General features: G+C 56.9%; 22 protein-coding genes. 14 read left to right on the top strand and 8 right to left on the bottom strand.

Annotation, left to right across the window (positions count from 1 at the left end; all coding sequences use genetic code 11):
* Positions 1-45: 45 nt before the first annotated feature.
* A complete protein-coding gene (locus ACP7IZ_RS02280; RefSeq protein WP_426847675.1) occupies positions 46-2,292 on the top strand; it encodes a TonB-dependent receptor in 2,247 nt (748 codons plus the stop codon).
* Between the two features lie 129 nt (positions 2,293-2,421).
* Positions 2,422-2,934 (top strand): hypothetical protein, encoded by a 513-nt coding sequence (locus ACP7IZ_RS02275; protein ID WP_426847674.1) that lies wholly within the window; start codon positions 2,422-2,424, stop codon positions 2,932-2,934.
* A gap of 103 nt (positions 2,935-3,037) precedes the next feature.
* Here ACP7IZ_RS02275 and ACP7IZ_RS02270 read toward each other — a convergent pair whose 3' ends face one another.
* Positions 3,038-3,574 carry a DUF1269 domain-containing protein gene (locus ACP7IZ_RS02270; protein WP_426847673.1) on the bottom strand — a complete coding sequence of 179 codons (537 nt, stop codon included), beginning with the start codon at positions 3,572-3,574 and terminating at the stop codon, positions 3,038-3,040.
* A gap of 379 nt (positions 3,575-3,953) precedes the next feature.
* On the opposite strand from ACP7IZ_RS02270, the gene ACP7IZ_RS02265 reads away from it, so the two are divergent.
* The 3 genes from ACP7IZ_RS02265 to ACP7IZ_RS02255 all read left to right on the top strand — a co-directional run bounded on the left by ACP7IZ_RS02265 (position 3,954) and on the right by ACP7IZ_RS02255 (position 6,619).
* Positions 3,954-4,421, top strand: a complete 468-nt coding sequence (locus ACP7IZ_RS02265) for a hypothetical protein (RefSeq protein ID WP_426847672.1) — start codon at positions 3,954-3,956, stop codon at positions 4,419-4,421.
* 195 nt (positions 4,422-4,616) lie between these two features.
* Complete coding sequence (locus ACP7IZ_RS02260; protein ID WP_006116970.1) at positions 4,617-5,036, top strand: hypothetical protein; 420 nt, start codon at positions 4,617-4,619, stop codon at positions 5,034-5,036.
* Between the two features lie 143 nt (positions 5,037-5,179).
* Positions 5,180-6,619, top strand: a complete 1,440-nt coding sequence (locus ACP7IZ_RS02255) for a hypothetical protein (RefSeq protein ID WP_426847671.1) — start codon at positions 5,180-5,182, stop codon at positions 6,617-6,619.
* A 3-nt stretch (positions 6,620-6,622) separates the two neighbouring features.
* Here ACP7IZ_RS02255 and ACP7IZ_RS02250 read toward each other — a convergent pair whose 3' ends face one another.
* On the bottom strand, positions 6,623-7,225 hold the full coding sequence (locus ACP7IZ_RS02250) for a histidine phosphatase family protein (protein ID WP_426847670.1): 603 nt from the start codon (positions 7,223-7,225) through the stop codon (positions 6,623-6,625).
* Positions 7,226-7,236: 11 nt separating this feature from the next.
* On the bottom strand, positions 7,237-8,169 hold the full coding sequence (locus ACP7IZ_RS02245) for a ribose-phosphate pyrophosphokinase (RefSeq protein ID WP_426847669.1): 933 nt from the start codon (positions 8,167-8,169) through the stop codon (positions 7,237-7,239).
* Positions 8,170-8,341: 172 nt separating this feature from the next.
* Here ACP7IZ_RS02245 and ACP7IZ_RS02240 point away from each other — a divergent pair, with 172 nt between their 5' ends.
* From ACP7IZ_RS02240 to ACP7IZ_RS02215, 6 genes are all read left to right on the top strand, one after another.
* Entirely contained in the window at positions 8,342-9,310 is a 969-nt protein-coding gene (locus ACP7IZ_RS02240) for an ABC transporter permease (protein ID WP_259330828.1), read from the top strand.
* A 5-nt stretch (positions 9,311-9,315) separates the two neighbouring features.
* On the top strand, positions 9,316-10,122 hold the full coding sequence (locus ACP7IZ_RS02235; RefSeq protein ID WP_426847668.1) for an ABC transporter ATP-binding protein: 807 nt from the start codon (positions 9,316-9,318) through the stop codon (positions 10,120-10,122).
* A gap of 146 nt (positions 10,123-10,268) precedes the next feature.
* The gene (locus ACP7IZ_RS02230) at positions 10,269-11,765 is read left to right on the top strand and encodes an MATE family efflux transporter (RefSeq protein ID WP_426847667.1); all 1,497 of its coding nucleotides are present in this window, start codon (positions 10,269-10,271) and stop codon (positions 11,763-11,765) included.
* Positions 11,758-11,967 carry a hypothetical protein gene (locus ACP7IZ_RS02225; protein ID WP_003625103.1) on the top strand — a complete coding sequence of 70 codons (210 nt, stop codon included), beginning with the start codon at positions 11,758-11,760 and terminating at the stop codon, positions 11,965-11,967. Before ACP7IZ_RS02230 ends, ACP7IZ_RS02225 begins: the two co-directional genes overlap by 8 nt.
* A 13-nt stretch (positions 11,968-11,980) precedes the next feature.
* Positions 11,981-12,559, top strand: a complete 579-nt coding sequence (locus tag ACP7IZ_RS02220) for a YqaA family protein (protein ID WP_006116961.1) — start codon at positions 11,981-11,983, stop codon at positions 12,557-12,559.
* Between the two features lie 134 nt (positions 12,560-12,693).
* Entirely contained in the window at positions 12,694-13,701 is a 1,008-nt protein-coding gene (locus ACP7IZ_RS02215; protein WP_426847666.1) for an SDR family oxidoreductase, read from the top strand.
* A gap of 89 nt (positions 13,702-13,790) precedes the next feature.
* Here ACP7IZ_RS02215 and ACP7IZ_RS02210 read toward each other — a convergent pair whose 3' ends face one another.
* The 3 genes from ACP7IZ_RS02210 to ACP7IZ_RS02200 all read right to left on the bottom strand — a co-directional run bounded on the left by ACP7IZ_RS02210 (position 13,791) and on the right by ACP7IZ_RS02200 (position 17,041).
* A complete protein-coding gene (locus tag ACP7IZ_RS02210; protein WP_006116959.1) occupies positions 13,791-14,186 on the bottom strand; it encodes a hypothetical protein in 396 nt (131 codons plus the stop codon).
* A gap of 90 nt (positions 14,187-14,276) precedes the next feature.
* On the bottom strand, positions 14,277-15,182 hold the full coding sequence (locus tag ACP7IZ_RS02205; protein WP_426847665.1) for a 4-(cytidine 5'-diphospho)-2-C-methyl-D-erythritol kinase: 906 nt from the start codon (positions 15,180-15,182) through the stop codon (positions 14,277-14,279).
* Positions 15,179-17,041, bottom strand: a complete 1,863-nt coding sequence (locus ACP7IZ_RS02200; RefSeq protein WP_426847664.1) for a tetratricopeptide repeat protein — start codon at positions 17,039-17,041, stop codon at positions 15,179-15,181. The genes ACP7IZ_RS02205 and ACP7IZ_RS02200 overlap by 4 nt, the downstream gene beginning before the upstream one ends.
* Positions 17,042-17,197: 156 nt before the next feature.
* Between ACP7IZ_RS02200 and ACP7IZ_RS02195 the strand changes: the two genes are divergently transcribed.
* Positions 17,198-18,052: a uracil-DNA glycosylase gene (locus tag ACP7IZ_RS02195; protein WP_426847663.1), complete on the top strand. Its 855-nt coding sequence runs from the start codon at positions 17,198-17,200 to the stop codon at positions 18,050-18,052.
* A 224-nt stretch (positions 18,053-18,276) separates the two neighbouring features.
* Positions 18,277-20,238 (top strand): lytic transglycosylase domain-containing protein, encoded by a 1,962-nt coding sequence (locus ACP7IZ_RS02190; RefSeq protein ID WP_426847662.1) that lies wholly within the window; start codon positions 18,277-18,279, stop codon positions 20,236-20,238.
* 144 nt (positions 20,239-20,382) lie between these two features.
* Here ACP7IZ_RS02190 and ACP7IZ_RS02185 read toward each other — a convergent pair whose 3' ends face one another.
* Complete coding sequence (locus ACP7IZ_RS02185) at positions 20,383-21,765, bottom strand: hemolysin family protein (RefSeq protein ID WP_426847661.1); 1,383 nt, start codon at positions 21,763-21,765, stop codon at positions 20,383-20,385.
* A gap of 160 nt (positions 21,766-21,925) precedes the next feature.
* Positions 21,926-23,137, bottom strand: a complete 1,212-nt coding sequence (hpnH, locus tag ACP7IZ_RS02180; RefSeq protein WP_006116953.1) for an adenosyl-hopene transferase HpnH — start codon at positions 23,135-23,137, stop codon at positions 21,926-21,928.
* Positions 23,138-23,560: 423 nt separating this feature from the next.
* Here hpnH and ACP7IZ_RS02175 point away from each other — a divergent pair.
* Positions 23,561-24,530: 1-deoxy-D-xylulose-5-phosphate synthase N-terminal domain-containing protein (locus ACP7IZ_RS02175; RefSeq protein WP_426847660.1), on the top strand; the 970-nt coding region annotated here is incomplete at its 3' end.

Here is a 24,530-nt window from a genome sequence, read left to right as displayed (position 1 = left end):
TACATGCTGCGCCCTCCGCCACACTCAACCAAGGCAGCACACAGCATGATGGTTCGATCAGCCGCTCTTCTTCTCTGCTCCACTGTTTTAACTGCTCTGGGCAGCAGCATGGCCCTGGCTGAAACCACAACCTCTACAACAGAAACAAAGCAGCAGAAGCCTTCTGAAACAAAACCGCAAAGCGTAAAAGTAATTGCGCATGACAAGAACGATGCCGAACAGGTAATTGTTACCGCGCATCTGGACCGCATGCGTTCAGAGCTTTCGCCCTCCACCGGGGCCACTGTGCACAAGTTCAGCCGGCAGGCGCTGGAAACCATTCCCGGGGCCGATAACGCACCGCTTAACCAAGTGCTTTTGCAAGCCCCCGGCGTAGCGCAGGACAGTTACGGCCAGATCCATGTGCGTGGAGACCATAACGAGGTGCAATTCCGTTTGGATGGCGTGCAGTTACCGGAGGGGCTGAGTGTGTTCGGGCAGGCATTGATGACGCGCTTTGCCGATAACATGTCCCTCACCACCGGTGCGCTGCCCAGCCAGTTTGGGTTTTTGCAGGCGGCTGTGGTGGATATCAACACCAAGAACGGCACCACCAATTCGGGCGGCAATCTCTCACTTTACGGCGGGGCGCGAGATTATTTTTTCCCTTCCCTGCAATATGGTTTTCATAAAGGAAAGTGGGATTTCTTTGCCACGGCAGATTATGTGCATGACCGCACGGGCATTGAAAACACAACATCATCTTTCAACGCCATTCATGATTTAAGCGAGCAATATCACTTTTTGGGCCATCTGCGGTACACGGCGGATGAAAACACGCGTATCAGCTTTATTGCCGGTGTTTCCAACGCAGAATACCAACTGCCCAACAACCCCGGCCAGCAAACCCAGTTTGCCATGCCTGCCTACTCTGGCAGCAATCTGGCGCAGCAGTTGAATGGCAGCGTGGACAGTGCGCATTTGGATGAGCACCAAAAACAGATTACAGATTTTGCCATTCTGGCGTTGCAGAAAGAGATGGGAGACTTCAGCCTGCAAAGCTCCGTGTTCTCCCGCTATAGCAGCCTGCGCTATTCTCCCGACTGGCTGGGGGATCTGGTGTATAATGGCATTGCCCAGCAAGCTGCGCGTTCTGTTTTTTCCATGGGCACACAGCATGATGTTACATGGCGTGCTGCCAAAGATCACACCGTGCGCTTTGGTTTTCAGCTTTTTGTGGAACGCAATACCTCTAAATCCCTCTCCCGCGTGTTTGCGCAGGATGGTGAGGATGCAGATGGCAACGCCACCTTTGGCACAACCCCGCTTAGCATTTACGATGGCAGCGGCAAAACCGGCACGGTTTACGGCCTATATGCGCAGGATGAATGGCGCCCCCTCAACAACCTGACCATCAATTACGGCCTGCGCTTTGATGGCGTGAGCGAATACACGGCAGAAAAACAGCTTAGCCCACGTATCAACATTGTGTGGAAGCCGTGGAAAGGCGGTGTGATCCATGCCGGATATTCACGCTACTTCACGCCTCCGCCGTTTGAGGTTGTAAGTTCTTCCTCGCTTTACAAATTTGCGGGCACCAGTGCCGCGCCCTCCGTTTACCAGAACAACAAGGTGCGGGCCGAGCGCGACCATTACTTTGATGCCGGTATTGAGCAAACCATTCTGCCAGGCTGGCGTGTCTCGTTCGATGCCTACTACAAGCTGGCGCATAACCTGATTGATGAAGGCCAGTTTGGCGCCCCCATTATCCTGAGTGGCTTTAACTATCGCCGTGGGCAGGTGAACGGGTATGAGGTCAGCACCTCTTACGATCATGGCCCGCTTTCACTCTATGGCAACTTTGCGTGGTCTCGCGCCATTGGCAAGGATATCACCAGCGCACAGTTTAATATGGAACCAGATGATCTGGCCTACATTCAGCACCGCTGGATCCATCTGGACCATGATCAGCGTTGGACGGCCTCTGCCGGGGCGGCCTATTCCTTCTTCCATAAAACGCGCTTTCCGCTGCGGCTATCTGCCACCATGGTATATGGCAGCGGGCTGCGGGCCGATGGCCTTGTGCCCAACGGGGTGGCCCTTACACCCTACGCCACCGTTAACTTCTCTGCCGTGGAAACCATACACCATACATTCGGCAGCGCATGGCCGGGGGATACGCAGTTCCGCATAGATGTGATCAATCTGGGGGACCACACCTACAAGCTGCGTGATGGCTCTGGCATTGGCGTGGGCGCCCCGCAATATGGGCTGCGCCGCACCATTCTGGGCGGGATTTCCCAAGGTTTCTAAGCGTGTTACCGGCTGTGGCGCTGCCCACGCGCCACAGCCCCCACACTGGCGTGGATTGATTTTACCAGCATTTTGCCCCAGAAAACGGCTCCAATACGAGGATATCCAGCCCGTGGAGGAGCCAGACCAATGGATATGACATGGGGCAACTTTCAGGCCATTGTTCAGCTTTCCGCCGGGTTGAATGTTGCCATTTTAAGTTTTGTGGATATCAGCCTGCCCGCCATTCAGGAACGGCGGAAGGTTTTTGCCAAGGCCCGGCAGGAGCTGGAGATCCACCGCAAGAACCCCCATAAGCGCACAGAAGCCGAAAAGGCAGACCACGCCGAAAACGTGGGAGACATTGACCGCCGCCTGTTTGACCTATGGCGTGAAACCGCCGCCTTTGAACTGGTGGAAGATTCCCTTATGCGGCTTACGGGTGTTTCCGGCTTTATTGGTGCTGTGCTGAGCCTGATTTTGCTATGGTATTCCGCCCTGCATTATGATGAGAAAATCTATCTGACAGGCCAGTTGCTCACTGCGGCCTCGTTCCTCTCATTGGCAGCGGCATTTATTATCAACTGGATGACCGCCACACGGGCCGCAAAATATACCCAGCGCTGCAACACCCTGCGGCAAGAAATGGGCAAACGGCTGTGAACTTTTTTCGTTCTGTGCGTTAAAATACTAAAAAACCCCCGGTGTGCTTCTGCCACCGGGGGTTTTCCATGCACACAGTGCAGGCTGATACCTAAAAGATGGCTCAGGCCTTGGCTTGCGCCGCAGCAACCTGACCCAAGGCAACCTTGAGTTTTTCTTCTGCTTCTGGGGAAAGAGAGGTTTGCAGGATACGGGCATGGCCCTTGAACTGGCTGAGATCGGCCAGAACTTTTTCCGGCTGAGACTTACGCACCAGAATAAACAGAGCAGAGGTGTTGGGCGGGATGGTATCGCTTAACTGTTTGATGAAGCCATCATCAATCCCGTAATCAGAGAACTTGCCAGACAGCGCGCCAGCACCGGCCCCCACGGCACTCCCGATCAGGAAGCCAGCCAGCGGGTTCAGGCACAAAAGGCCCACCAGCGCACCCCAAAAACCACCAGAAAGCAGGCCCCAGGAAGCCCCAGCTTTTTCAAGGTTTACGCTCTGGTGCAGGTGTACCTTACCCTGTGCATCCCGCGTAACAACCACGGCATCTTCCAGATCCAGCAGGTATTCCTTCTGCAAGGCGCGGCATTCTGTCAGCACCTTGGCGGCATCATCAACGTGGTCAAAACCCAGAACAATCAGATCAGACATTCAAATCGGCTCCCTGCTTTATATCTTTACGCCATCTGGCCCGCACAGCGGCAAACGGCATGTACGTTAGTATGTATTCGATCTTGGATATGGGAAGCCCAGCACACACATGCCAGTGGGCAAGATTGCGCAGGTGCAAGAAAAATACAGAAAGAGCATTATAGAGTATTCGTATAAGAAGCCTGAATAACCGTGCGCACCTTTGCCAATACAGGCATAGCATCCATACACTCACAGCCATGTGATAATGCGGACTATTATTGTCCTATTAGATCACGAAACTTCACAAATCATGCAGGATTTTTGATAACAAACCAATATTTTCTGCATAACAGACCGGCAACCAAGGCTCTTGCCGCATATCCGGGCCGGTTCGATAGTGAGCCTCATCAAACTTGTTCACAAAGGAGGTTCACCCATGAACACACTGCGCAAAGCGGCCCTTGCTGCCGTATGTGGCCTGGCTTTGGCTGCCGGGGTTGCACCTGCCCATGCTGCCAATGTTGGCGTGGCTTCTGTGCCAGAAGCACCAGTTGGCCCCGGCCCCACGGTAGATAACGCATCTGTCGGCAACATTGCCGGGCTGATGTACTACTGTTACGCCCACAACATTGATGATGATACAACGGTGCGCTCTCTCGGCCGCTCCCTTGCAAAACGCAGCGATGTGAAAAACGATGCCGCATACCCCGCTGGTGGTGCAGGGCAGCTGATGGTTGGCCCCGGCCAGATGATTGACCTGAACACGGTGGATGACAAAGACATCCGCACCGCAACCTGCGCCCACGCTGCCCAGCGTGGTATCCAGCTGGATGATGGCACCTTTATGCTGCCATTGCAGGACTAATACAGAAAAAGGCGGGTACTCCCGCCCGGCATTGCCGTACCACATGGCTTAAGGCCGCTGGCTGTGGCAGATGCTCTGTTTGTAAAAAACCGCCCTTGGTTCAGGGGCGGTTTTTATTTTTTCAGCACATGGAAACTCTCCCAACCTGCGCGCCGTTGGCAGTATGCACCCCTTTTGTAAATACGGGAGGTTTTCATGACATTCCTGAACTCCGTCTCCAACGCCATTTCAAGCGTGGGAGATTTTGTAACAGCCGCGTGGTTTAACAAATCCGGCCTGTTAAGCGCTTTAAACGAAGTTCTTGGCCCTGTGCCCACGCCGGATCAGCCCAGCAAGCTGGAACAGCGGGCAGAAGCCATGGGCATGCTTTCCACCATCCGCCGTTGGCAGACCGCCCCCCACAGCCCACCAGCATCTGAAGCAGAAGTGCGCGGCTTTTTCCTACAGGAAGAACTGGACTGGTTTTCTGAACAGACAGGGCTTTCCGATACCGCAACCATGCACATTATCCGCAGGCTTCTGCCCCGTTGCGTGCGCCTGCGTGCTCTGCATGATCCGGCCCTGTTCCCGCAAAGAAGCCGCATTTCTCCGCAGGAACACACGTCTGCCGTATGATGTATTCAACACCGATAAAATAAGCATGGCAGAAACTGCCAACTGGCTGTTCTGCCATGCTTTTTAGAAAATTATTTAACTTATTTACCCTTTACTTCCTTTTCCCTGCATGAATATCCAGACCTTCAAGCAGGAGAAGGATAATGTCTGAGCTACAAAAGATTTTAAGAAATAAGATATTCGTTTTTATTATTTCTTTATGCAGTATTTTTTATATTTTTTCTTATCTGATCCTGCCTTTTTCCACGGCTGATACAACATTTTACGCACTTATTGGCCGCAGCTTGCTGCAAGAGCATATGCTGCCGTACCAATATGTGTTCGATCACAAACCTGTAGGCGTTTATGCGCTTTACGGCGTGTGGGATGCACTTACTGCCCCGTTGCCTGTTGGCAAATTTACGGTTCTGGCTCTCCTTTCCCTTGCCGCATTTGCTGCCATGGCACGCAGTATCTGGCACACACGCTGGTTATGGGTTTTTGCTGCGTTGGTGTTGCTGGGTGCGCCGTTTGAACTGCTGGCCGGAAATACAGAAACACTTCTGATAACAACAGAACTGGCTGTTATCTGGCTTACCCGCAAAGGCACATTTGCAACTACACAGCAGACAAACCGCGCCCTGCTACTTATGGCCGCTGGGGCTACGTTTGGCCTTACGGTTAACATTAACTATCTGGAAGGCATTTGCCTGTTTTTGCCTGTGTGCTTCCTGTTGCTGACAAACACACGCCCTCTTTTCAATGTGGTTTTGTTTGCCCTTGGCACATGCGGTGGATTGGCAGTTTTATTCTCGCCTTATCTGGTGCAGGGGCACCATGCGCTGGCAGATTACTTTACCCTGCAACATACTTTTTTACATTCTTACAGCGCCAAACTTTCAAAACGCATCAAGGCGGTTCTGCTGCTTGCAGCTTATCTGGCGGTTTTTTCGCCCATTCTCATCAAATGGTTCGGGCAGAAATCCATCCTTAAAACAGCCCCTACACCAGATACCACGCTGCTTACGCTGTGGTTTGTATCTTCTGTGCCTGCGGCCCTTCTTTCCGGGCACCCGTTCAGCCATTATTCCGGGCTGTGGTTTGCGCCTGTTAGCATCATGCTGGTGCTTTTAAGCAAACAGAAAATACATTTTTCAGGCTGGGCATTCGCCCCACTGGCTACGGTTGTGGTGCTTAGCGGTGTGGATGAAACGCATAAAAATCTAAAAGATTATATCAACTTCAAACAGATTGATTACACGCGGGTATCTGATCTGGTTCAACAGCAAAAAGTTCTCAACATCCGTACACCGCACACCCATTTTTACATGGCCCATCTGCACAGTTTTGATCGCTACCTTTTCCGCGATCATATCGATATTATTTATGGCAAGAACGCAGCCCAGCATTACTTGCAGGATCTGTCTCAGCACCCGGCCTTTGTTATGCTGCCGTATCAAGCATGCACATCAGGCACAATAGAACAGCCTGTATGTGCCTATATTCAACAACATTACCAACAGGCTTATAGCGTACGCATAGGCAAGCCCGGCAGAAAAAAGCCCAACCGTTTCTCGTTCGAACTCTACAAAATCCGGAACTAACGCTTACGCGTCTGCCAGCTCCTGCAACTTCCAACGGTTCTCTGCTTCTGGCTCCAAGCTGAGCGGAATAGCGTTGGGCAGGCGCACATTGGCGGGCAGAAACATGGCCGCGCGCAAAGCACGAAACAGCGCCCCATGTGCCACAATCAGGGGCCTGCCGGGGGCCTGTGTGGCGCGGTTTACGGCATCTGTGGCACGCTGTTTTAGGGCAGCAAATGTTTCTGCCCCCGGTGGCGTATATTCACCGGCAATCCAGCTATTATACCAATCCCCAATCGGCTGGCCTTCCTGCTCACCAAAGCAGACTTCCTCCAGCCCTGCATCCACATCCAGTGGCAAGGCAGGCAGGCCGTGGGTAACAAGCGCATCACGCACAATCGTAGCTGTACGCAAAGCGCGCTCCAGCGGAGAGCACACAATACGCGTGACCCCATCTTGCCCTGCTGCACGCAAGGCAACCTCAAGCAGCTTTCCCGCCGCCACAGCTTGGTCAATGCCGGTTTCATTCAAGGGCACATCCGTGCGCCCCTGAGAAAGGCCAGCCCGGTTCCAGTCTGTCTGGCCGTGGCGCAAATACCAGTATGGGCGGGGGAGAAGCGTGCTCATGGGGCCTCGGATCAATCGAACAGGGAGGAAACGGAGCTTTCATCCGCCACGGCATGAATGGCGCGTGCCAGCAGACCAGAAATGGTGATCTGGCGGATATTGCGTGCAGCCATAACCTGCTCCGTAGCGCGAATGCTGTCTGTTAGCGTCAGCATTTCGATAGGCGAATCGGCAATACGTTCCACAGCCTGCCCTGTCAGCACGCCGTGGGTTACGTATGCCCCCACAGATGCTGCACCTTGGTTGGCAATGGCACGGGCTGCGTTGCACAATGAGCCACCGCTATCCACAATATCATCTACCAGCAGGCAATGGCGGCCACGCACGTCCCCAATCACGTTCATCACTTCGGAAACGCCTGCGCGTTCACGCCGCTTGTCAATAATGGCCAGATCCGTGTTCAGGCGCTGGGCCAACTGGCGGGCACGCACCACGCCCCCCACATCGGGGGAGACAATCATCAGATCGCGGTCCCCATAGTGGGAGCGGATATCGCGCACAAACAGCGGGGCTGCGTACAGATTATCCACCGGAATATCAAAGAAGCCCTGAATTTGCATGGCGTGCAGATCCAGTGTCAGCACACGGCTGGCACCGGCTTCCACCAGCAGATTCGCCACCAGCTTGGCGCTGATAGGCGTGCGCGGGCCGGATTTACGATCCTGCCGGGCATAACCAAAATAGGGCATGACAGCGGTAATACGCTTGGCCGAACCACGGCGCAGCGCATCCAGCATAATCAGCAGCTCCATCAGGTTATCATTTGTGGGGGTGCAGGTGCTCTGGATAACGAACACGTCCTCACCACGTACATTTTCGTGGATTTCTACAAACACCTCCATGTCCGCAAAGCGGCGCACGGTGGCGTTGCAGAGGGGGAGGTTCAGCTCCGCGGCAACGGCTTCGGCAAGTGGGAGGTTGCTGTTACAGGCGACGATTTTCATGACAAGGACGGTTCCCGGCCTTAGGTGTGGAACGAAAAAAGGGCTCTCCGGCGGGCCGGGTGTAGCAACCACGGGGCCTGTTGTCATCTCTGCGGAGTGTTTTCCTGCCAATCGTTGCGCAAATGGCGCGCTCACCTAAGGCTGCACGGGCTTGTATGGCAGCATAAAAAGCATGCCAACCTTGCACAAACAGGCTGGGTTCTCTATCGCGTTAAACACCATGAACAGCACGCCCACCTTGCCGGATACGCAGGAAGAACGCGCCGCAAAAAAACAGCCCCCTCTTTCGGCTGCGCCGCAGCACGCCCCCCAGCCAGAGGGCCAACCCGTGCTGCATTTGGTGCCAGAACGGGGTTTTTCCTACTTTGTGCATGCCGCCCAAGATTTTGCGCGCGGCTTCCGCCATGCCCGGCTGGGGCTTACGCTGGCTTGGCTGGATATTCGGCTGCGGTATCGTGGCTCCATTCTGGGGCCGTTCTGGCTTACGGCCACCACGGCCATTATGGTGGCGGCCATGGGCGTGCTGTATGCGTATCTGCTTAACACAGATGTGCACACCTACCTGCCCTTTCTTACCCTTTCCTTGGTGTTATGGGGCTTTGTAGGCGGCACCATGCAGGAAGGGTGTGGCACTTTTACAGGGGCTGCGCGGCTTATCCATGCTGCCCGCATGCCGTATTCCCTGCATGTGCTGCGCGTGGCGGTGCGCAACATTCTGGTATTTGCGCATAACGTACCCGTAGTGGCCGGAGTGTTCTTGTGGTTTCACGTCGCACCCAAATGGACATGGACTCTGCTGCCCGCCACAGGCCTGTGGTTGGTGGACTGCTTTTTTGCCGTGCTGCTGCTGGGTATTCTGGGCGCACGGTTTAGGGATGTGCCCCCCATTATCGCCAGCCTGACGCAGGTGATGTTCTTTGTAACGCCCATTTTGTGGTCTCCGCAGTTGATGACAACCGGGCAGGCCTGGCTGCTGCTAGACCCCTTCTTTCCGTTAATTGAAATTTTGCGCGCGCCCTTTACTGGGGATGTCATGCAAACCGCCGTATGGCCTGCGGCCCTTGGGTGGTCTGCCGTGCTGATTATTGCAACCTTCTGCCTGTTCGCCCGCATGCGCACACGGCTGGCATACTGGGTGTAAGGCGCATGACAGATATTGCGGTTGAAAACCTGCAAATCACCTTTCCGCTGTATCATGGCAATGCCCGCAGCCTGCGCAAATCGCTCAGCAAAACGCTGGGCCGTACGCTCAACACCCGCTTCATGCACGATAACCGAGACCGCGTGGTGGTGCAGGCGCTTAAAGGTGTAAGCTTTACCTTGCAACCGGGGGACAGGCTGGGCCTTGTAGGTGGCAACGGGGCAGGCAAAACCACGCTGTTGCGCGCGCTGGCCGGTATTTATGAACCCGTAGGCGGCAGCGTTACGGTGCGCGGCAGCATTGGCACACTGCTAGACCCCGAACTGGGCATGAACATGGACCTAACCGGGCGGGAAAACATTCGCCTGCGCGGCATGTTCTCTGGCCTCAGCAAGGAGCAGACCGCGCAGGTTGAGGCTGATGTAGAAAACTTTGCCAGCCTTGGCGCTTTTATGGATCTGCCCGTAAACACCTATAGTTCGGGCATGATGGTGCGCCTTTCCTTTGGCTTGGCCACGGCTATCATGCCCGATGTGCTGCTGATGGATGAATGGTTTATGGCGGGGGATGCCTCCTTCCGTAACCGTGCCCGTGCCCGGCTTGAAAACCTTGTCTCCCGCGCCGATATTCTGGTGCTCTCCAGCCATATGGCGGATGTGATGGCCGATTGGTGCAACCGCCTGATCTGGCTGGATCAGGGGCAGGTACGTATGGATGGCCCTACAGAGCAGGTGCTGGAAGCGTATTTAGGCCGCCCGCTGGAACGCAAGGCAGACGCAGAAAAGCCCGAAGCAACGCCGCCCACCCTCTAAAAGCGGCGCTTGCAGCACATTATTCGGGCTTGCACGCCTTTCAGGGCAGATGTTCCGTGTTCTCCCTGTTCGCAGGGGGCACAAGTCATGACATACTCAATACCCACATCGGCCCGCGCGCACAGCACAGCCTACACGGAGCATGAATGAACCGGCCCTCCCCGCCTGGCGGACGCCACAAGGCCTGCTTTACCACCGGCAGCATCATGCGCCACGTGCTGGTTATGGCTGGCACCGGGGCCATTGGCCTTATGGCAGTGTTTGCGGTGGATATGCTCAATATGGTGTATATCAGCCACTTGGGTAACACCGCCCTTACGGCTGCCATTGGCTTTGCCGGGGCCGTTATTGGCTTGCAGATTGCCGTTTCCATCGGGCTAACCATTGGCATAAGTGCCGCCACCGCGCGTGAGATTGGCGCAGGCCGTGCGGATGAGGCTCGGGGCATTGCCTCCTCCGCCCTTACTGTCATGATCGGGCTGGCAATGGTGCTGGGTATCGGCACCATGATTTTTGCCCACCCCATTCTGGTGCTGTTTGGCGCGCAGGGTGAGGCCTTGGCCAACGCCACCACATTCCTGCGCACCGTTAGCCCCGCTTTGCCCCTTATTTGTGCGGGCATGGGGGCTTCATCCCTTATGCGCGTGGTGGGGGATGCCAAGGGCTCCATGCACATTACGTTGCTGGGAGCCGTGGTTGCTGCGGTGCTGGACCCTCTGTTTATTTTTGGGCTGCATGAAGGGCTTATGGGGGCGGCCATCAGCACAGTGCTTTCACGCGCGGTGGTGGCAACAGTGGGCCTGCGCGGCGCATTGCGGCACGATATGCTGGCCATGCCACAAGCCCACCGAATTGTGCCCGATACCAAACGCGTGGCCACGGTGGCTTTTCCGGCTATTCTTACCAATCTGGCCACACCTGTTGGGGGTGTGTACGTTACGCAGGCCATGGCACGCTTTGGGTTAGCTGCTGTTGCGGGGCAAGCCTCTATCGAGCGTACGGTGCCTGTGCTGTTTGCGCTGGTTTTTGCCCTTACCGGATCTGTTGGCCCTATTATGGGCCAGAACCTTGGCGCCGGGCAGTGCGACCGTGTGCGAGAAACCCTGCGTGCAGCCCTAAAGCTGGTAATTCTGAGCGTTGGGGCCACATGGTTGCTCCTGTTTTGTGCGCAGAACGGCGTTGTGGCCATGTATGATGCGCAAGGCGATGCCGCAGCCCTTATCCATATGTTCTGCACATGGACAATCGGCAGTTATCTGTTTGTGGGCATGCTGTTTGTGGCGAATGCCGCCTTTAACAACCTTGGTTTTCCGCTGTATTCCACCGCCTTTAACTGGGGGCGGGCCACGCTGGGCACCATTCCGTTTGTAATGATGGGCGCACGCTTTGGCCCACTTGGCGTGCAGGCCGGGCAAGCGCTGGGGGCGATAGTGTTTGGCTCTTTTGCAGTCTTGACGGCGTTCCGTGTGACACAAACATTAGAAGTCTCTCCCGCACAGCATCCTCTGGCAGCGGGAGTGCGGAGCAGCACACCGGTTTCCGATGTTCCCACCACCAGCGCAGAAGCTGCCATGGCGGAACTGGACGAACTGGAAAGTGCCTCTGAACTGTGTGAGGAAGACAGGAAGACCAACCATGTCTAAGCTGACAACTGAAGAACGCAACGCCCTGCCCGATGATGCCTTTGCCCTGCCCGGCCGCCGCTACCCCATTCCCGATGCCACCCATGCGCGTGATGCGCTGGCCCGTGCCAGCGAAATGCTGCACCGGGGAAACCTTACGCAGGAAGAATATGATACCATCCACGCCAAGGCGGAGGATGTTCTGCGCCGCGAACGAATGTAGTATTTAAACCCATATGCTAAACCGCCTGTATGCCCGCGTTTTGCGGCACGCCGCCAGCCCCTACGCGCCTTTATGGCTGGCGGCGCTGGCTTTTGCAGAAGCCAGCTTTTTCCCCCTTCCGCCAGAAACGCTGCTGGTGCCCATGGTGTTGGCACATAGGCAAAAGGCGTGGGTTTATGCCGCCATCTGCACGGTAGCCAGTGTGGCCGGTGGCCTGCTGGGCTGGCTGATTGGGGCGGCATTGCTGGATACGATAGCCCGCCCGATTGTGCATTTTTACCATGCCGAGGCCACGTTGCTGACCTTGCAGGAAAAATTCCGCCAATGGGGTGTGTGGATTATTCTGCTTAAGGGGCTAACGCCTATCCCCTACAAGTTTGTAACCATTGCCAGCGGCATGGCGCATTTTGCCATTCTGCCTTTTATGCTGGCCAGCCTTGTAACGCGCGGTGTGCGGTTTATGCTGGTGGCGGGCCTTTTGTGGCGCTTTGGGGCCCCTATTCAGGATTTTCTGGAAAAACGCCTGCCGCTGGTGGCCGGGGCATTTGCCATAGTGTTTTTAGGCGGCATTATCGCGCTGAAATATCTGTAAGTCTGGCCCTTGCATAAAAGCCCACGCGGGGCAGAACCCCTGCCCTGTGGCTTGTGCCCTGCCCGATTGCAGCGCAAAATGGTAGCCAGATTTTAAACATCTTGCTTGAGTGATAACCGGGAGAAAAAACGCGGATGCCAACCCAGATAGCTGTGATTACAGGCGCAGGCGCCGGTATTGGCCGCGCGGCGGCACGTGCGCTGGGCCGCGCCGGGTTTGATATTGCCCTGCTGGGCCGCAATGAAGACCGGCTGAAAGAAACAGCAGAAAATCTGGCCAAACATTCTGTGCGGTCATTGGTCATTCCGCTGGATGTTTCAGACGCCAAAGCCGTGCAGGATGCGGCAGAGCGTATTGAAACAGAACTTGGCCCCATTTCGGTTTGGGCCAACTGCGCCGGGGCCACGGTGGTTGGGCAGGTTTCTACTCTTTCTGCCGATGATATCCGCCGGGCCACAGAGGTAACCTATCTGGGCAGCGTAAACGGCACACTGGCCGCACTTGGCGTTATGCGTCGGCGCGGGCAAGGGGCTATTATCAATCTGGATCTGGCCCCCAATTTACGCGGCATGCCGCTTCAGGCAGCAGAAAACGGGGCACGTTCTGCCCTGCGCGGTTTTTGTGAAAGCCTGCGCCCAGAGCTGCGGCACGATGCCGATAATATTCGCGTGGTGATGGTAGATTTACCCGCCATCAACACCCCCCATTATGGCTGGACACGCAACCTTACGGGCAAGCGCTTAAAACCCGTTGGCCCGGTATATGAACCCGAAGTAGCGGCAGAAGCCATTTGCCGTGCCGCCTTTAGCACCAGCCGCTCTATTTCCATTGGCGCTACCAACAGCTTTGCCGCCCTGTGGCATATGATTGCCCCTGGCTGCCGTGAAGCCCGCTTGGCGGAGAAAGGCTATAAGGCCCAGATGGAGCATGATTGGGCAGAAGGCCCGCAGCCGGATGATTTATACAAATCCGTGCCCGGTTCCTTTGGGGCGCAAGGCCCGTTTAATGAACACTCCCGCAGGGTGGACAGCCCACTAACCTTTTTTGTTTCCAGCAGCTTGCGGGCAAGCATTTTTGGCGCGCTTACGGCCATGGGCCTTACCGCCCTGATGGCGCATATTCGTAACTGCCGGAAATCCTGAACACCTGCTTTCTGCCCCGTGTGGTTTTTCTGCTGCACGGGGCAAATTTTTGCGGCCTCAATTATACCATCTGAATAAACAGCCAGAAATCAGTTCAAACGCCCGCGTGGTTTAATGGGCTGCTGGCGCATTTGCTGGTGCATGTGCAAACCATGCATCAGGCGGTCTGCATCTGCTGGTGGCAGCACAAGCCCTACCGGGCCAAAGGCCGGGTGCTGAAAAGCCAGAACAGAGCCATCCGTGCTGGCTTCGGGCTGAAGCGCCCATTTGGTGCGCGTAACAGGTGTAAAAGTAGCACCTTCTATGGGCGGCAGCTCCTTACCTTCCAGCATCGTTTCCCGGCACTGGCCCAAAACCTGAATCAGCCGTGTGATGTCTTCTACCGAAAGCGCAATATCTACAGCAGGCTGATCTTCCTGCTCTAGCACCTTAAGATGTACTTCTGTGTGGTCTGCTGAAAGAGACAGATCAAGCTTGGAAGACATAAAACCTCCTACCCCCGGTTACCCCAAAACAGGCTTGCGCCCCTTTGGCTCACCGAAAAACTTTACGCTGATATGGTGAGGCAAAGCCCCTTAAACCAGAGCACCACCCCACACCCACCATGCGGCGTGTGCATCTGCCAACCTGTCTGCCGCTTCTCGCGCGGCTTCTACGGTAGGGAACACACCAAAACACGTGGCGCCAGAACCGCTCATGCGGGCCAACTGGCATTCTGGTTGCGTGGCAATATCGGCCAACACCCGCTTAACGGGCGGGCATACATTGCATGCCGGAGCTTCCAGACTGTTTTCCTGCGCCTTTAAGGTTTCCACCATAGCAGCACTATTGGGCCAGCTTTGCGGCAAAGCAGCCCGAGGCACAAAATCGCCGGTTCTTTTGCGGAACACATCCGGGGTGGAAACAGCCTGCCCGCAATTTACCAACACAAGGCCACACTCTGGCAAACGCGGCGCGGGGGTAAGGGTTTCCCCAATACCTTCCATCCGCACGGTCTGGCTTAGCAGGCACACGGGCACATCCGCCCCCAATGTTTCCGCTACACGGAACAGGGTTGGTTCACCCACCTGCGCGTTCCATGCCCGATTCAGCAAACGCAAGGCCGCGGCGGCATCTGCTGAACCCCCACCAATGCCAGAGGCCACGGGCAGGTTTTTTTCCAGCACAAGGCAACCACCCTGCACATTGGCATCTGGCCCGGCCAGATCACGCAGCACGGCGGCGGCTTTCATAACCAGATTATCAGCCCCGGCAGCATCTGCCCCAAGGGCGCGGCCAAAGCGGCCTTCCAGCTTGAGATGCAGCGGTTCTGGACCCGGCTCATAATGCAGCACATCACCAGCGCCAGCAAACACCACAAGGCTATCCAGCAAGTGGTATCCATCTGGCCTGCGGCCAGTAACATGCAAATACAGATTGATTTTTGCAGGGGCAATTTCTGTTAGGGTTGTGGTTGCAACATCCAGAACATCAACTGTCATGGCGTGTGTGTTCCTTTATCCTGCGGCGCAACTTTAGCGGGGGCGGCCTGATCTGCTTTTTTTACATCCGGCTCTACACCTGCACGCTTGAGCGCAGCACGTATCAATACTTCATCCGATGGAATAGGGTGCAGCCCCAAAGCCACGTTCCACTGATCTATGGCTTCGGTCTTGCGGCCCTGCCGCCAGTAAACCTCGCCCAGATGATAATTCACTTCCGGGTCTTCTGGCGTTTTTTCTGCGGCTTTTTCTAAAAGGTCCAGCGCTTCGTTCAGGTCTCCACGCTCTGCACGCACCCAGCCGAGGCTGTCTGTAATAGCGGCATCATCGGGAGAAAGCTGGTGCGCCTTGCGCAAAAGTTTTTCGGCTTCGGGCAGGTTTTCATGCCGCTCCACCATGGAATACCCCAGAAAATTCAGCAGCATGGATTCGTCTGGCGCATAGGCCAGTGCGGCACGGGCATCATCCCGCGCGTGGGGCCAATCCCCCATTTCGTGGTACACCATGGCGCGCAGGAAAAGCAGCGTCCAATCCACATCTTTCTGGGCGGTGGCAAGGTCTATGGCTTTGGTATAGGCGGCAATTGCGCCTTTCCAGTCCTTCTGCTGCACCAGCGCATTGCCCAAGGCACGCTGAAGCAGAATCTGATCTGGCAATTGGGCCACAAGCGGGCGCAACAGGTTTACCGCCTCGGTAGCCTGATCGGGCGTGGAATCCAGCACCGCCAGCCGCAGCCGCGCCACGGGGGACATGGGGTCAGACTGCGGCACGCGCAGCAATGTTTCACGCGCGGCAGCCCCGTGGTCTTCATCAATCTGGATTTCGGCCAGCATCAGGCGGGCTTCGGCCAATGTGGGGTCCATCGCCAAGGCAAAGCCCAGCATCAGGCGTGCGGCCTCGTTAAACTGATAGAGGTTGGCATCATTCCCCACCATGCCGCCGGTGGCTGCGGCCTGCTGGGCTTGCTCCCGCCCCTGCTGGCGCAGCAAAAACGCCGTAAGAATGTAAGCCCGCGCAATACCTCCGCGCGCCGATGTAACCGGGAAGTGCGAAATGGTGGCCTGAAGCTGCGGGCCAGCCAGCAACAGAACTGGATCATCCCCTTCCAGCTTGCGCAGCTCGGCGCGGGCTTTTTCTTTCTGCCCGTGCTCCCACAACCATGCGGCGTAAGAACGGGTGAGCAGCAGATCACCCCCCGGCATGATCTTGCGCGTTTCATCAAAAAGCTGGCCTGCGCGGTCTGTCTGGCCGGCTACCTGCGCAATCAGGGCGGCATGCAGCGTGTAAAACGGTACCAGAACAGATTTTTGAATATGGGTCAGGCTTTCCACCGCCTCATCCGCATGGCCTTGGGCCTGTTCACACCATGCCAGCAACAGCGGCATAATAAGATGTGTCAGCGGGTCTGTGCGTGCTTGATGGTAATAGGTCAGCGCCTCGCCCCACTCACCACGCGCAGCGGCATCGTTTCCCAGCACCAGAGCGGAGATTACGCTTTGCGCGCCGGGCAGCTTGTCCAGCTTGTGGGCCAGCGGCACCGCATCGGCATCCCCCGCCATAACACTGCGCACAAAAGCCTGCTTCAGCAGGTCCATATTCTGTGGGTCTGCGGCTGCGGCCTGGCGGAAAGAACGTGCGGCCTGAAGGTCATCCCCCCTGCGGACGGCAATTACGGCGCTTAGAAACGCCCCCGAATCGACATGCCCGACAGGCGCATGCATAACCGCAGTATCTGCTTTGGGTTCGGCCCCTTTAAGGGCTGCGCCAGATGTATCGGGCTGGGCCGCATATAGCGGAGAAGCCAGCACAGTGGCGGAAAGCAGCATGAAAACCGTAGGCAGAAGGCGACAAAACAGCATAAGAACCCTATCTACAGGATACGGTGGCAACCGGGCAGGCCGCCCACGGATGCCCCACCCCTTCTGGCAGAGCGGAAAGGAACGACATGAACGACTGGTTTTGTCTAACGCGCCCGCGCCAAACCACCAAACCGTCCGCTTTATGATACGGTTTATATGATGGAAGCAGCTCTGTCTCTCCTGCGCCTTTATACGGAATGGGGCGTGGATGTTGCTGTAACCGATGCCGCGGTCGATCATCGGCACGCCGGGGCCGGGCTTGTGCTGCCTCCGCTACGGGGCAAAACGCCCCAGCAGGCGCCACCGTACACACCGCCGCAGCCCGGAACAGGCAGAACACCGGCACCTGCCGCCCCTGCGCAACGCCCCCCACAGCAGCAGCCTGCCCCCACCAGTTTTGCAGATACAGTGGAACAGGCGCAGCGCCTTGCCGCCGCCGCCAATACGCCAGAAGAGCTGTTTCAGGCGATGGATTCCTTCATGGCATGCCCCTTGCGCGGTGCTGCCATGCACACCCTTATGCCCGCCGGACCACACCACGCCCCCTTGATGCTGATTGGGGAAGCCCCGGATGAGGATGAAGATAGAAGCGGGCAGGTTTTTGCGGGCCTATGTGGCACCCTGCTGGATACCATGCTGGCCCCGCTGCCTTTGGAACGCAGCCAACTGGCCCTTGCTACGGCCCTGCCGTGGCGGCCAGCCGGAGGCACCGCACCAACAGAGATGGACCAGCGCATCTGCCGCCCCTTTCTGGAACGCGCCATAACGTTGTTTGCCCCCCAGCGCCTGTTACTGTGCGGGCGGCTGCCCGCCCGGATGCTGCTCGGCAAAACAACAGATCTGCCCCGCCGCAACTGGCAGGAGATTACCTTGCCGGGGTTGCCTGCCTTGCCGGTTATGGCCATGCGCCATCCGCTCCAACTTCGGGCCAGCCCCGCTGCACGGCGTGAAATATGGGCAACACTGATGACGGTGATGGATACCCTGCGCCAAGACAGCCAAAGCATGTAATCAGCACACGCATGTAAGCGTAAGCGCTGCGCCAGATGTTACAGAATATGTCAGCAAGAAATACATTGCATAAACCGTGGGAATACCTGCGCAAATCATAGAAATTCTTCCAGCTTGACCAGCGATTCACCACAGGGAATGCAACAATTTTTGAAGAACCTTTCCCTTTTCTTACAGACAGGAAACTTGCCTTTTAGGCTGGAAGGGCCTAGACCCCGCCAGCCATGCGAGCGATAGGTCAAATTCCTCATCAGATCGCGGCAAAAGCCATTCTGGCTGGTGCCGCCCTTTTGGCCAGCGCTTCCGTCGTTGTGACGAGAGCCCATGCCAAGCCCCCGGAAGCCGGGCCAGAACCGTACAGCGAAGAGCTGGCTATGGTTCTGCCACGCCAGGCTTTCCCCGAAGGTGATGATGTTACACTCCCCAAACCTCTTCCCCCAGAAGTTGCCACTCAGGTGCGCGCTATTTTGCGCCTGCAACAGCAGGGGGCGTTCACGGAAGCCATTAGCAGCACCACGCATCTAACAGATTCCACCCTGTTGGGTGAGCTACAGGCAGACCGTTACCTCAACCCGAATTACCACCCCAACGCGACCGAGCTGCGGAACTGGCTGAAACAATACACCAGCTATGCCGATGCTCCGGCCATATGGGCGCGCCTTGCCGCGCTGCCCGAACGGGGTGGCCCGTTACCACCTGCCCCACCGGCAGACCACTTAGCCCCGGCCCATGCCGCCCTTGCGGCTGGCCCACTGGCGCAGGAATTCACCCGCAACCCCCTGCTAGACCGCACCTTGCGTGAACGCACCACATGGGGGCTGAAGGGCGTGCACAGTGCGTTGCACCTTATCAGCATTACACCGGGCATGACGCCCGCCTACGCGGCCCAGCTCCAAGCAGAAACCGCACAGGCCATGCTGGTTTCCGGTGAAACGGATATGGCGCTGGATATTGGCCGCACGGCTGTACACCTTTCCCGTGAGCGCAATCCACTAGCCAGCTACATTACAGGGCTGGCCCTGTGGCAGAAGCAGGCCTATGCGGAAGCTATTCCGTTTTTTGAAAAAGCCTCCCACGCCCCGCGCGCCATGCCGGAAATGCGGGCCGCCTGCGCCTTTTGGGCTGCACGTGGGCACGGAAAAACCGGCAATGCCCATGCTCAGCATGTGTGGCTCCAACACGCGGCAGCTTTCCCGCGTAGTTTCTATGGGCTTCTGGCCTATCGGATGTTGCAGCCAGACCCGGCAGACCATGCGGCCTCTAACGCCCATACGCACCCTGTTGGCTTTAAACCGCTGGAAAACAGCCCCGTTCCGGATAACGGTGCGTCCTCCGCTCCGGTGCTAACGGAAATTGATATCGAAGCCGTTGGCAGTTCCGAAGTAGGCCGCCGCGTGTTTGCCCTGCTGCAAGTTGGTGAGCCGGAAATGGCAGAAAACGCCATCCGCCGCGCATGGCCAGACCTGCGAGACGTTACATTGGCACGGGCCTTCCAGCTTGTGGCGCAAACAGCCGGGCTGCATGATCTGGCTACAGAAATGGCCGATGCCCTGAACACCCATGCCGCCACGGCGCAGAATGCAGAGGATACACCCCTGCCCCTGCTACGCCCCCGGCACGGCTTTACCATGGACCCTGCCCTTGTTTACGCACTGGCCCGTGTGGAATCGAACTTCGACCCACGCGCTGTTTCCGGCGCAGGGGCACATGGCCTGATGCAAATCCGCCCCCTTACGGCTGATTTTGTCACCAGCGACTCCCCCACCAATCTGAACCACCATTTTGTGCATTCCGCCGAAGCCCTGCATGACCCCAGCATCAATCTGGAAATCGGGCAGCGCTATGTGCAGTATCTGGCGGGGCTAACGCGCCAGAGCAACCACACAGAGGCACGTGGTGGAGATATTATCCGCCTGCTTGCCAGCTATAACGCGGGGCCTTCCGCCCTTGCGCATTGGGAAAGTTCTACCGGCCCAGCAGCTAATGATCCGCTGCTGTTTATGGAACTGCTGCCCAACACAGAAACGCGGGATTACGTGCACCATACCCTTGCTTACCTGTGGATGTATGCCGCCAAGATGAAGCTGCCGACACCCTCCCTTACAGCCTTGGCCCAAAGCACATGGCCAGACTTTGAGGATGAAAAGGCACTGGCCCATACGCTCAACACCCGCACCCTTCATTAAGGCTCTGCGGCGCAGGTTTGGCGGGCTTATCGCATACAAAAAGGGGCGCAGCTTTAACCGGCTGCGCCCCTTTTTTATAACCTATGGCAAGGGTGCATTAGAGCCCCTTGGGGCAGGCCAAATACCTGCCCGCGTGGGTGGCCCTCAGTTTTCCGCCAGAGGCTGCCTGCTGGCCCGCACGCGGGAAACACGACGGCCTTCCATTTCCAGCACCTCAAACAGCCATCCCTCGTAAGCCACCTTATCGCCCACCGCTGGCACACGGCGCAGAAGGGCCAGAATAAGGCCGCCCAGCGTGTGGTAGCTGCCTTCTTCCGGCAGGGTTTTGATGGCCAGTTGGTCTTTCACTTCATCGGCGGATTCCGTGCCATCCAGCATCAGCACGGCATCTGGGGCCGGTTCTGTGTTCAGGCGCGTGAGTTTTTGAGGCTCGTGCGAAGTTTCCCCCACAATGGCATCAAACAAATCAGACGCCGTAACAATGCCTTCAAACGCCCCGTATTCATCAAACACAAAGGCCATGCCCAGCGGAATACTGCGCATGCGCTCCAGCATATCCAGCGCGGAAATACTGTCTGGCACCACCACCATTGGGCGCAAACCTGCCTCTATAGAGGCAGGCATGCCGTCTAGAACGCGGTCCAGCATATCCTTGGCCAGAACCACACCCACGGGGTTATCCACCCCACCCTCGCACACCACAAGGCGGGCATAGGTGGTTTGCTTGAGCGCCTGCACCAGTGCCTCGCGCCCGGCATGGCGGTCTATCCATACCAGTTCGTTTCTGGGGGTCATGATGGCACGCACGGGCCTGTCTGCAAGGCGCAGCAGACGTTCGATCATGGTGCGTTCTTCATGCTCCAGCACGCCCAAGCGCGCGCCTTCTGCAATGTAGGCTTTCAGTTCTTCTTCCGTCAGCGTCTGGTTTACGGCATCTGCGGCCCCCATCAGGCGCAGAACCACGTTGGAAGACTGGCGCAGCAGCCACACCACCGGGCGGGTGGCATTGGCCAGAACCTCCAGCGGTGCAGCCAGACGGGCGGCCACTCTTTCTGGTTCGCGCAGGGCCAGTTGCTTGGGCACAAGCTCACCCAGCACCAGCATAATGGCCGTAATCAGCACCACCACCACAATCATGGAAAGCTGCGGGGCAATAGGTTTAATGGCCGGAATACGCTCCAGCATGGGGGTAAGGTGCGCTTCTATCTGCACCCCACCAAATGTGCCTTCCAGAATGGAAACAAGTGTCATGCCCACTTGCACTGTGGGCAAGAAGATTTGCGGGTCTTCCGCCAGCCGCATGGCCCGCTCGGCCCCGCGTACGCCTTGTTCCTGCAACATGACCAGCCGGGGGATACGCACGGAAATAAGTGCAAGTTCCCCCATGGCAAACACGGCGTTCAGCAACACCAGAAAGAAAATGACAAGAATGGAAAGTGCCATGAAAAACGATATGCCCTCTGTGTAGGGTACCCGCGTGGCGGGTTTCTGGCGGGCAGAATAGGGGATGATTTCCCCCAAAGCCACAGCTAGGCCATACAGGAAAGCGTATTGCCTTATGCGGCGGCAGTATGTCTGCCTTCCGGATAAAGCGGACCAATTCGGTATGTTTTAGGCGTTCAGAGCAAAAAAAGAGCGGCCCCTTGCGGGAACCGCTCCTTTTTAAAACCCGATTCGGAAGGCCCGATCAGTCTGCCGCAGTGGCTTCTACTGCTGGCTTTGCTGCCGGAGCATCGTTCGCGCCTTCGGCTGTGCGAATCACCTTCACACGTGGGGCCTTGGCAGGCTTGCGTGCGGCAATGGCGTCCATCTGTTCTTCCACCTGTTTGGAGAAGACGTACTGGGCCGGGCGCTGGTTTGCCAGCGAGATTTCCGGTGCCATTGGTTTTTCTGTTTCGGGGCCAAACAGCGCCACTTTGGCAATGTGCCAAGGGCGGCGTACGGCATCCATCACAGCGGTGGATTCGTAACCGGAATGCACCATGCAATCAGCGCATTTTTCGTAGTTACCGGTGCCGTAATCATCCCACTTCGTGTCATCCATCAGCTCACGGAAGGACTTGGCATAGCCTTCACCCAGCAGATAGCACGGGCGCTGCCAGCCAAACACGTTACGCAGCGGCTTGCCCCACGGCGTGCAGTGGTACTGCTCGTTCCCCGCCAGGAAGTTCAGGAACAGCGGAGACTGCGTAAACCGCCATTTGTGGCCTTTGCCCAAACGGAAGATATCGCGGAACAGCTGCTTGGTTTTCTGGCGGTTCAGGAAGTGTTCCTGATCCGGTGCGCGTTCGTAAGCATAACCCGGTGCGGTCATGATTCCGTCCACGCCCATTGCCATCACTTCATCAAAGAAACTGGCAACACGCTGCGGATCTGCGCCATCAAACAGGGTGCAGTTGATGGAAACGCGGAAGCCGCGCTCCTTGGCTTTTTTAATGGCTGCCACGGCACGTTCATACACCCCATCCTGACAGACGGAGGAATCGTGCATGGTTTTGTCACCATCCAGATGCACATCCCAAGAGAAGAAGGGGGATGGTTCATATTCATCCATCTTCTTTTCAAGCAGCAGGGCATTTGTGCACAGGTAAACGTATTTTTTACGCGCAATCAAACCGCGAATAATCTGCGGCATTTCCTTGTGCAGCAGCGGTTCACCACCGGCCACAGCCACAACTGGTGCGCCTGCCTCGGCATCTGCATCCATGCATTCCTGCACGGTCATGCGCTGGTTGAGAATGGCAGCCGGGTAGTCGATCTTCCCGCAACCTGCGCATGCCAGATTGCAGCGGAAAAGCGGCTCAAGCATCAGCACAAGCGGATAGCGCTTCCGCTTCTTGAGATGCTGTGTGACGACATATTTGCCGACCCTGACGGCCTGCATTATCGGTACGGCCATAAACCCCCGCTCCGGCGCATCACTTACGCCCGTATCGTGACTGGAAAGAACTTGTTCAGTTCAGTGTGTAACAAGAAACGCGGCCGTGCTACCCGCGGCAAGTATTTCCGCCCTGAGCCATCAGGTGGTCAGACAGAATACTGAATACACGCGTTACGCGGCCACGCATGAAAGAAGATATTGGCCTGCATATATGTTGTGTGGTTTGTCAAGCTCAAGTGTTTTCACACTCCTGTTGCAAAAAGGCCACAATCGCCGGCTTGTTTTGTTTCAATACTTGCGTTCTTGCGTGAAACATTAAACCACATGCCATCGGATCGCGATGTCTGTCGGCATGCAAACGCGGCGTAAGACACACTTCGGGTTGCGTCATCCGCCCAGGTACCAGACAGCAGCCCGCAACAAAAAGATGGAAACGATCGCATGGACAGTTCTCAGGACAAGAGCGCGCCTTCACCGATTCCGACGTTAGGGCGTTTTCCTGCGCTGGACCGGGTTGAGTATCCGGCGGACCTGCGCAATCTCTCGGTTGAGCAGCTTAAGCAGGTTGCGGATGAACTGCGGGCCGAAACGGTGGACGCGGTTTCCACCACGGGGGGCCACCTTGGGGCATCCCTGGGTGTTGTGGAGCTGACGGTTGCCCTGCATGCGGTGTTTGACACCCCTGATGACAAGGTAATCTGGGATGTGGGCCATCAGGCCTACCCCCACAAGATTCTAACAGGACGGCGGGACCGTATCCGCACCCTGCGCCAGCCGGGCGGCCTTTCTGGCTTTACCCGCCGTGCAGAAAGCCAGTACGATCCGTTTGGCGCAGCGCATTCCTCCACCTCCATTTCCGCGGGACTCGGCATGGCCGTGGCCCACCACCTGCGGGCGGAGGAAGACCCCAGCTACCGCGAACGCAACGTCATTGCCGTGATTGGCGATGGCTCCATTTCCGCCGGCATGGCGTATGAGGCCATGAACAACGCCGCCGTGGCTGGCCCCGGCGCGGAACGGCTGATTGTCATCCTCAACGACAACGAAATGTCCATTGCCCCACCCGTGGGCGCAATGTCGAACTACCTGTCGCGCCTGATGTCCTCTCGCAAGTTCATGGGCTTGCGTGAGCTGGCCGGCAAGTTCGTGAAAAAGCTGCCTGCCCCTGTGGAGCGCACGGCCCGCAAGGCGGATGAATATGCCCGCGGCATGATCACCGGCGGTACGCTGTTTGAAGAACTGGGTTTTTACTACGTTGGCCCTGTAGATGGGCATGATCTGCCGCAGTTGGTCTCTATCCTGCGCAACCTGCGCGATACGGATAACGGCCCCATCATGCTGCATGTCATCACGGAAAAAGGCCACGGCTATCAGCCAGCCGAAAAAGCCGGAGACAAGTATCACGCCGTTG

The organism is Acetobacter sp. AAB5, from assembly GCF_050106715.1.
Classification (GTDB): Bacteria; Pseudomonadota; Alphaproteobacteria; order Acetobacterales; family Acetobacteraceae; genus Acetobacter; species Acetobacter oryzifermentans.
This window is presented reverse-complemented; position numbering and strand designations above follow the sequence as displayed.

Bases quoted from the DNA above. Each gene is read 5' to 3' on its own strand.
- ACP7IZ_RS02235 (WP_426847668.1), top strand. From the start codon at position 9,316: ATGACAGATATTGCGGTTGAAAACCTGCAAATCACCTTTCCGCTGTAT.
- ACP7IZ_RS02205 (WP_426847665.1), bottom strand. From the start codon at position 15,182: ATGACAGTTGATGTTCTGGATGTTGCAACCACAACCCTAACAGAAATT.
- ACP7IZ_RS02275 (WP_426847674.1), top strand. From the start codon at position 2,422: ATGGATATGACATGGGGCAACTTTCAGGCCATTGTTCAGCTTTCCGCC.
- ACP7IZ_RS02255 (WP_426847671.1), top strand. From the start codon at position 5,180: ATGTCTGAGCTACAAAAGATTTTAAGAAATAAGATATTCGTTTTTATT.
- ACP7IZ_RS02215 (WP_426847666.1), top strand. From the start codon at position 12,694: ATGCCAACCCAGATAGCTGTGATTACAGGCGCAGGCGCCGGTATTGGC.
- ACP7IZ_RS02260 (WP_006116970.1), top strand. From the start codon at position 4,617: ATGACATTCCTGAACTCCGTCTCCAACGCCATTTCAAGCGTGGGAGAT.
- ACP7IZ_RS02240 (WP_259330828.1), top strand. From the start codon at position 8,342: ATGCCAACCTTGCACAAACAGGCTGGGTTCTCTATCGCGTTAAACACC.
- ACP7IZ_RS02220 (WP_006116961.1), top strand. From the start codon at position 11,981: ATGCTAAACCGCCTGTATGCCCGCGTTTTGCGGCACGCCGCCAGCCCC.
- hpnH (WP_006116953.1), bottom strand. From the start codon at position 23,137: ATGGCCGTACCGATAATGCAGGCCGTCAGGGTCGGCAAATATGTCGTC.
- ACP7IZ_RS02230 (WP_426847667.1), top strand. From the start codon at position 10,269: ATGAACCGGCCCTCCCCGCCTGGCGGACGCCACAAGGCCTGCTTTACC.
- ACP7IZ_RS02245 (WP_426847669.1), bottom strand. From the start codon at position 8,169: ATGAAAATCGTCGCCTGTAACAGCAACCTCCCACTTGCCGAAGCCGTT.
- ACP7IZ_RS02195 (WP_426847663.1), top strand. From the start codon at position 17,198: ATGATGGAAGCAGCTCTGTCTCTCCTGCGCCTTTATACGGAATGGGGC.
- ACP7IZ_RS02225 (WP_003625103.1), top strand. From the start codon at position 11,758: ATGTCTAAGCTGACAACTGAAGAACGCAACGCCCTGCCCGATGATGCC.
- ACP7IZ_RS02270 (WP_426847673.1), bottom strand. From the start codon at position 3,574: ATGTCTGATCTGATTGTTCTGGGTTTTGACCACGTTGATGATGCCGCC.
- ACP7IZ_RS02250 (WP_426847670.1), bottom strand. From the start codon at position 7,225: ATGAGCACGCTTCTCCCCCGCCCATACTGGTATTTGCGCCACGGCCAG.
- ACP7IZ_RS02210 (WP_006116959.1), bottom strand. From the start codon at position 14,186: ATGTCTTCCAAGCTTGATCTGTCTCTTTCAGCAGACCACACAGAAGTA.
- ACP7IZ_RS02280 (WP_426847675.1), top strand. From the start codon at position 46: ATGATGGTTCGATCAGCCGCTCTTCTTCTCTGCTCCACTGTTTTAACT.
- ACP7IZ_RS02200 (WP_426847664.1), bottom strand. From the start codon at position 17,041: ATGCTGTTTTGTCGCCTTCTGCCTACGGTTTTCATGCTGCTTTCCGCC.
- ACP7IZ_RS02190 (WP_426847662.1), top strand. From the start codon at position 18,277: ATGCGAGCGATAGGTCAAATTCCTCATCAGATCGCGGCAAAAGCCATT.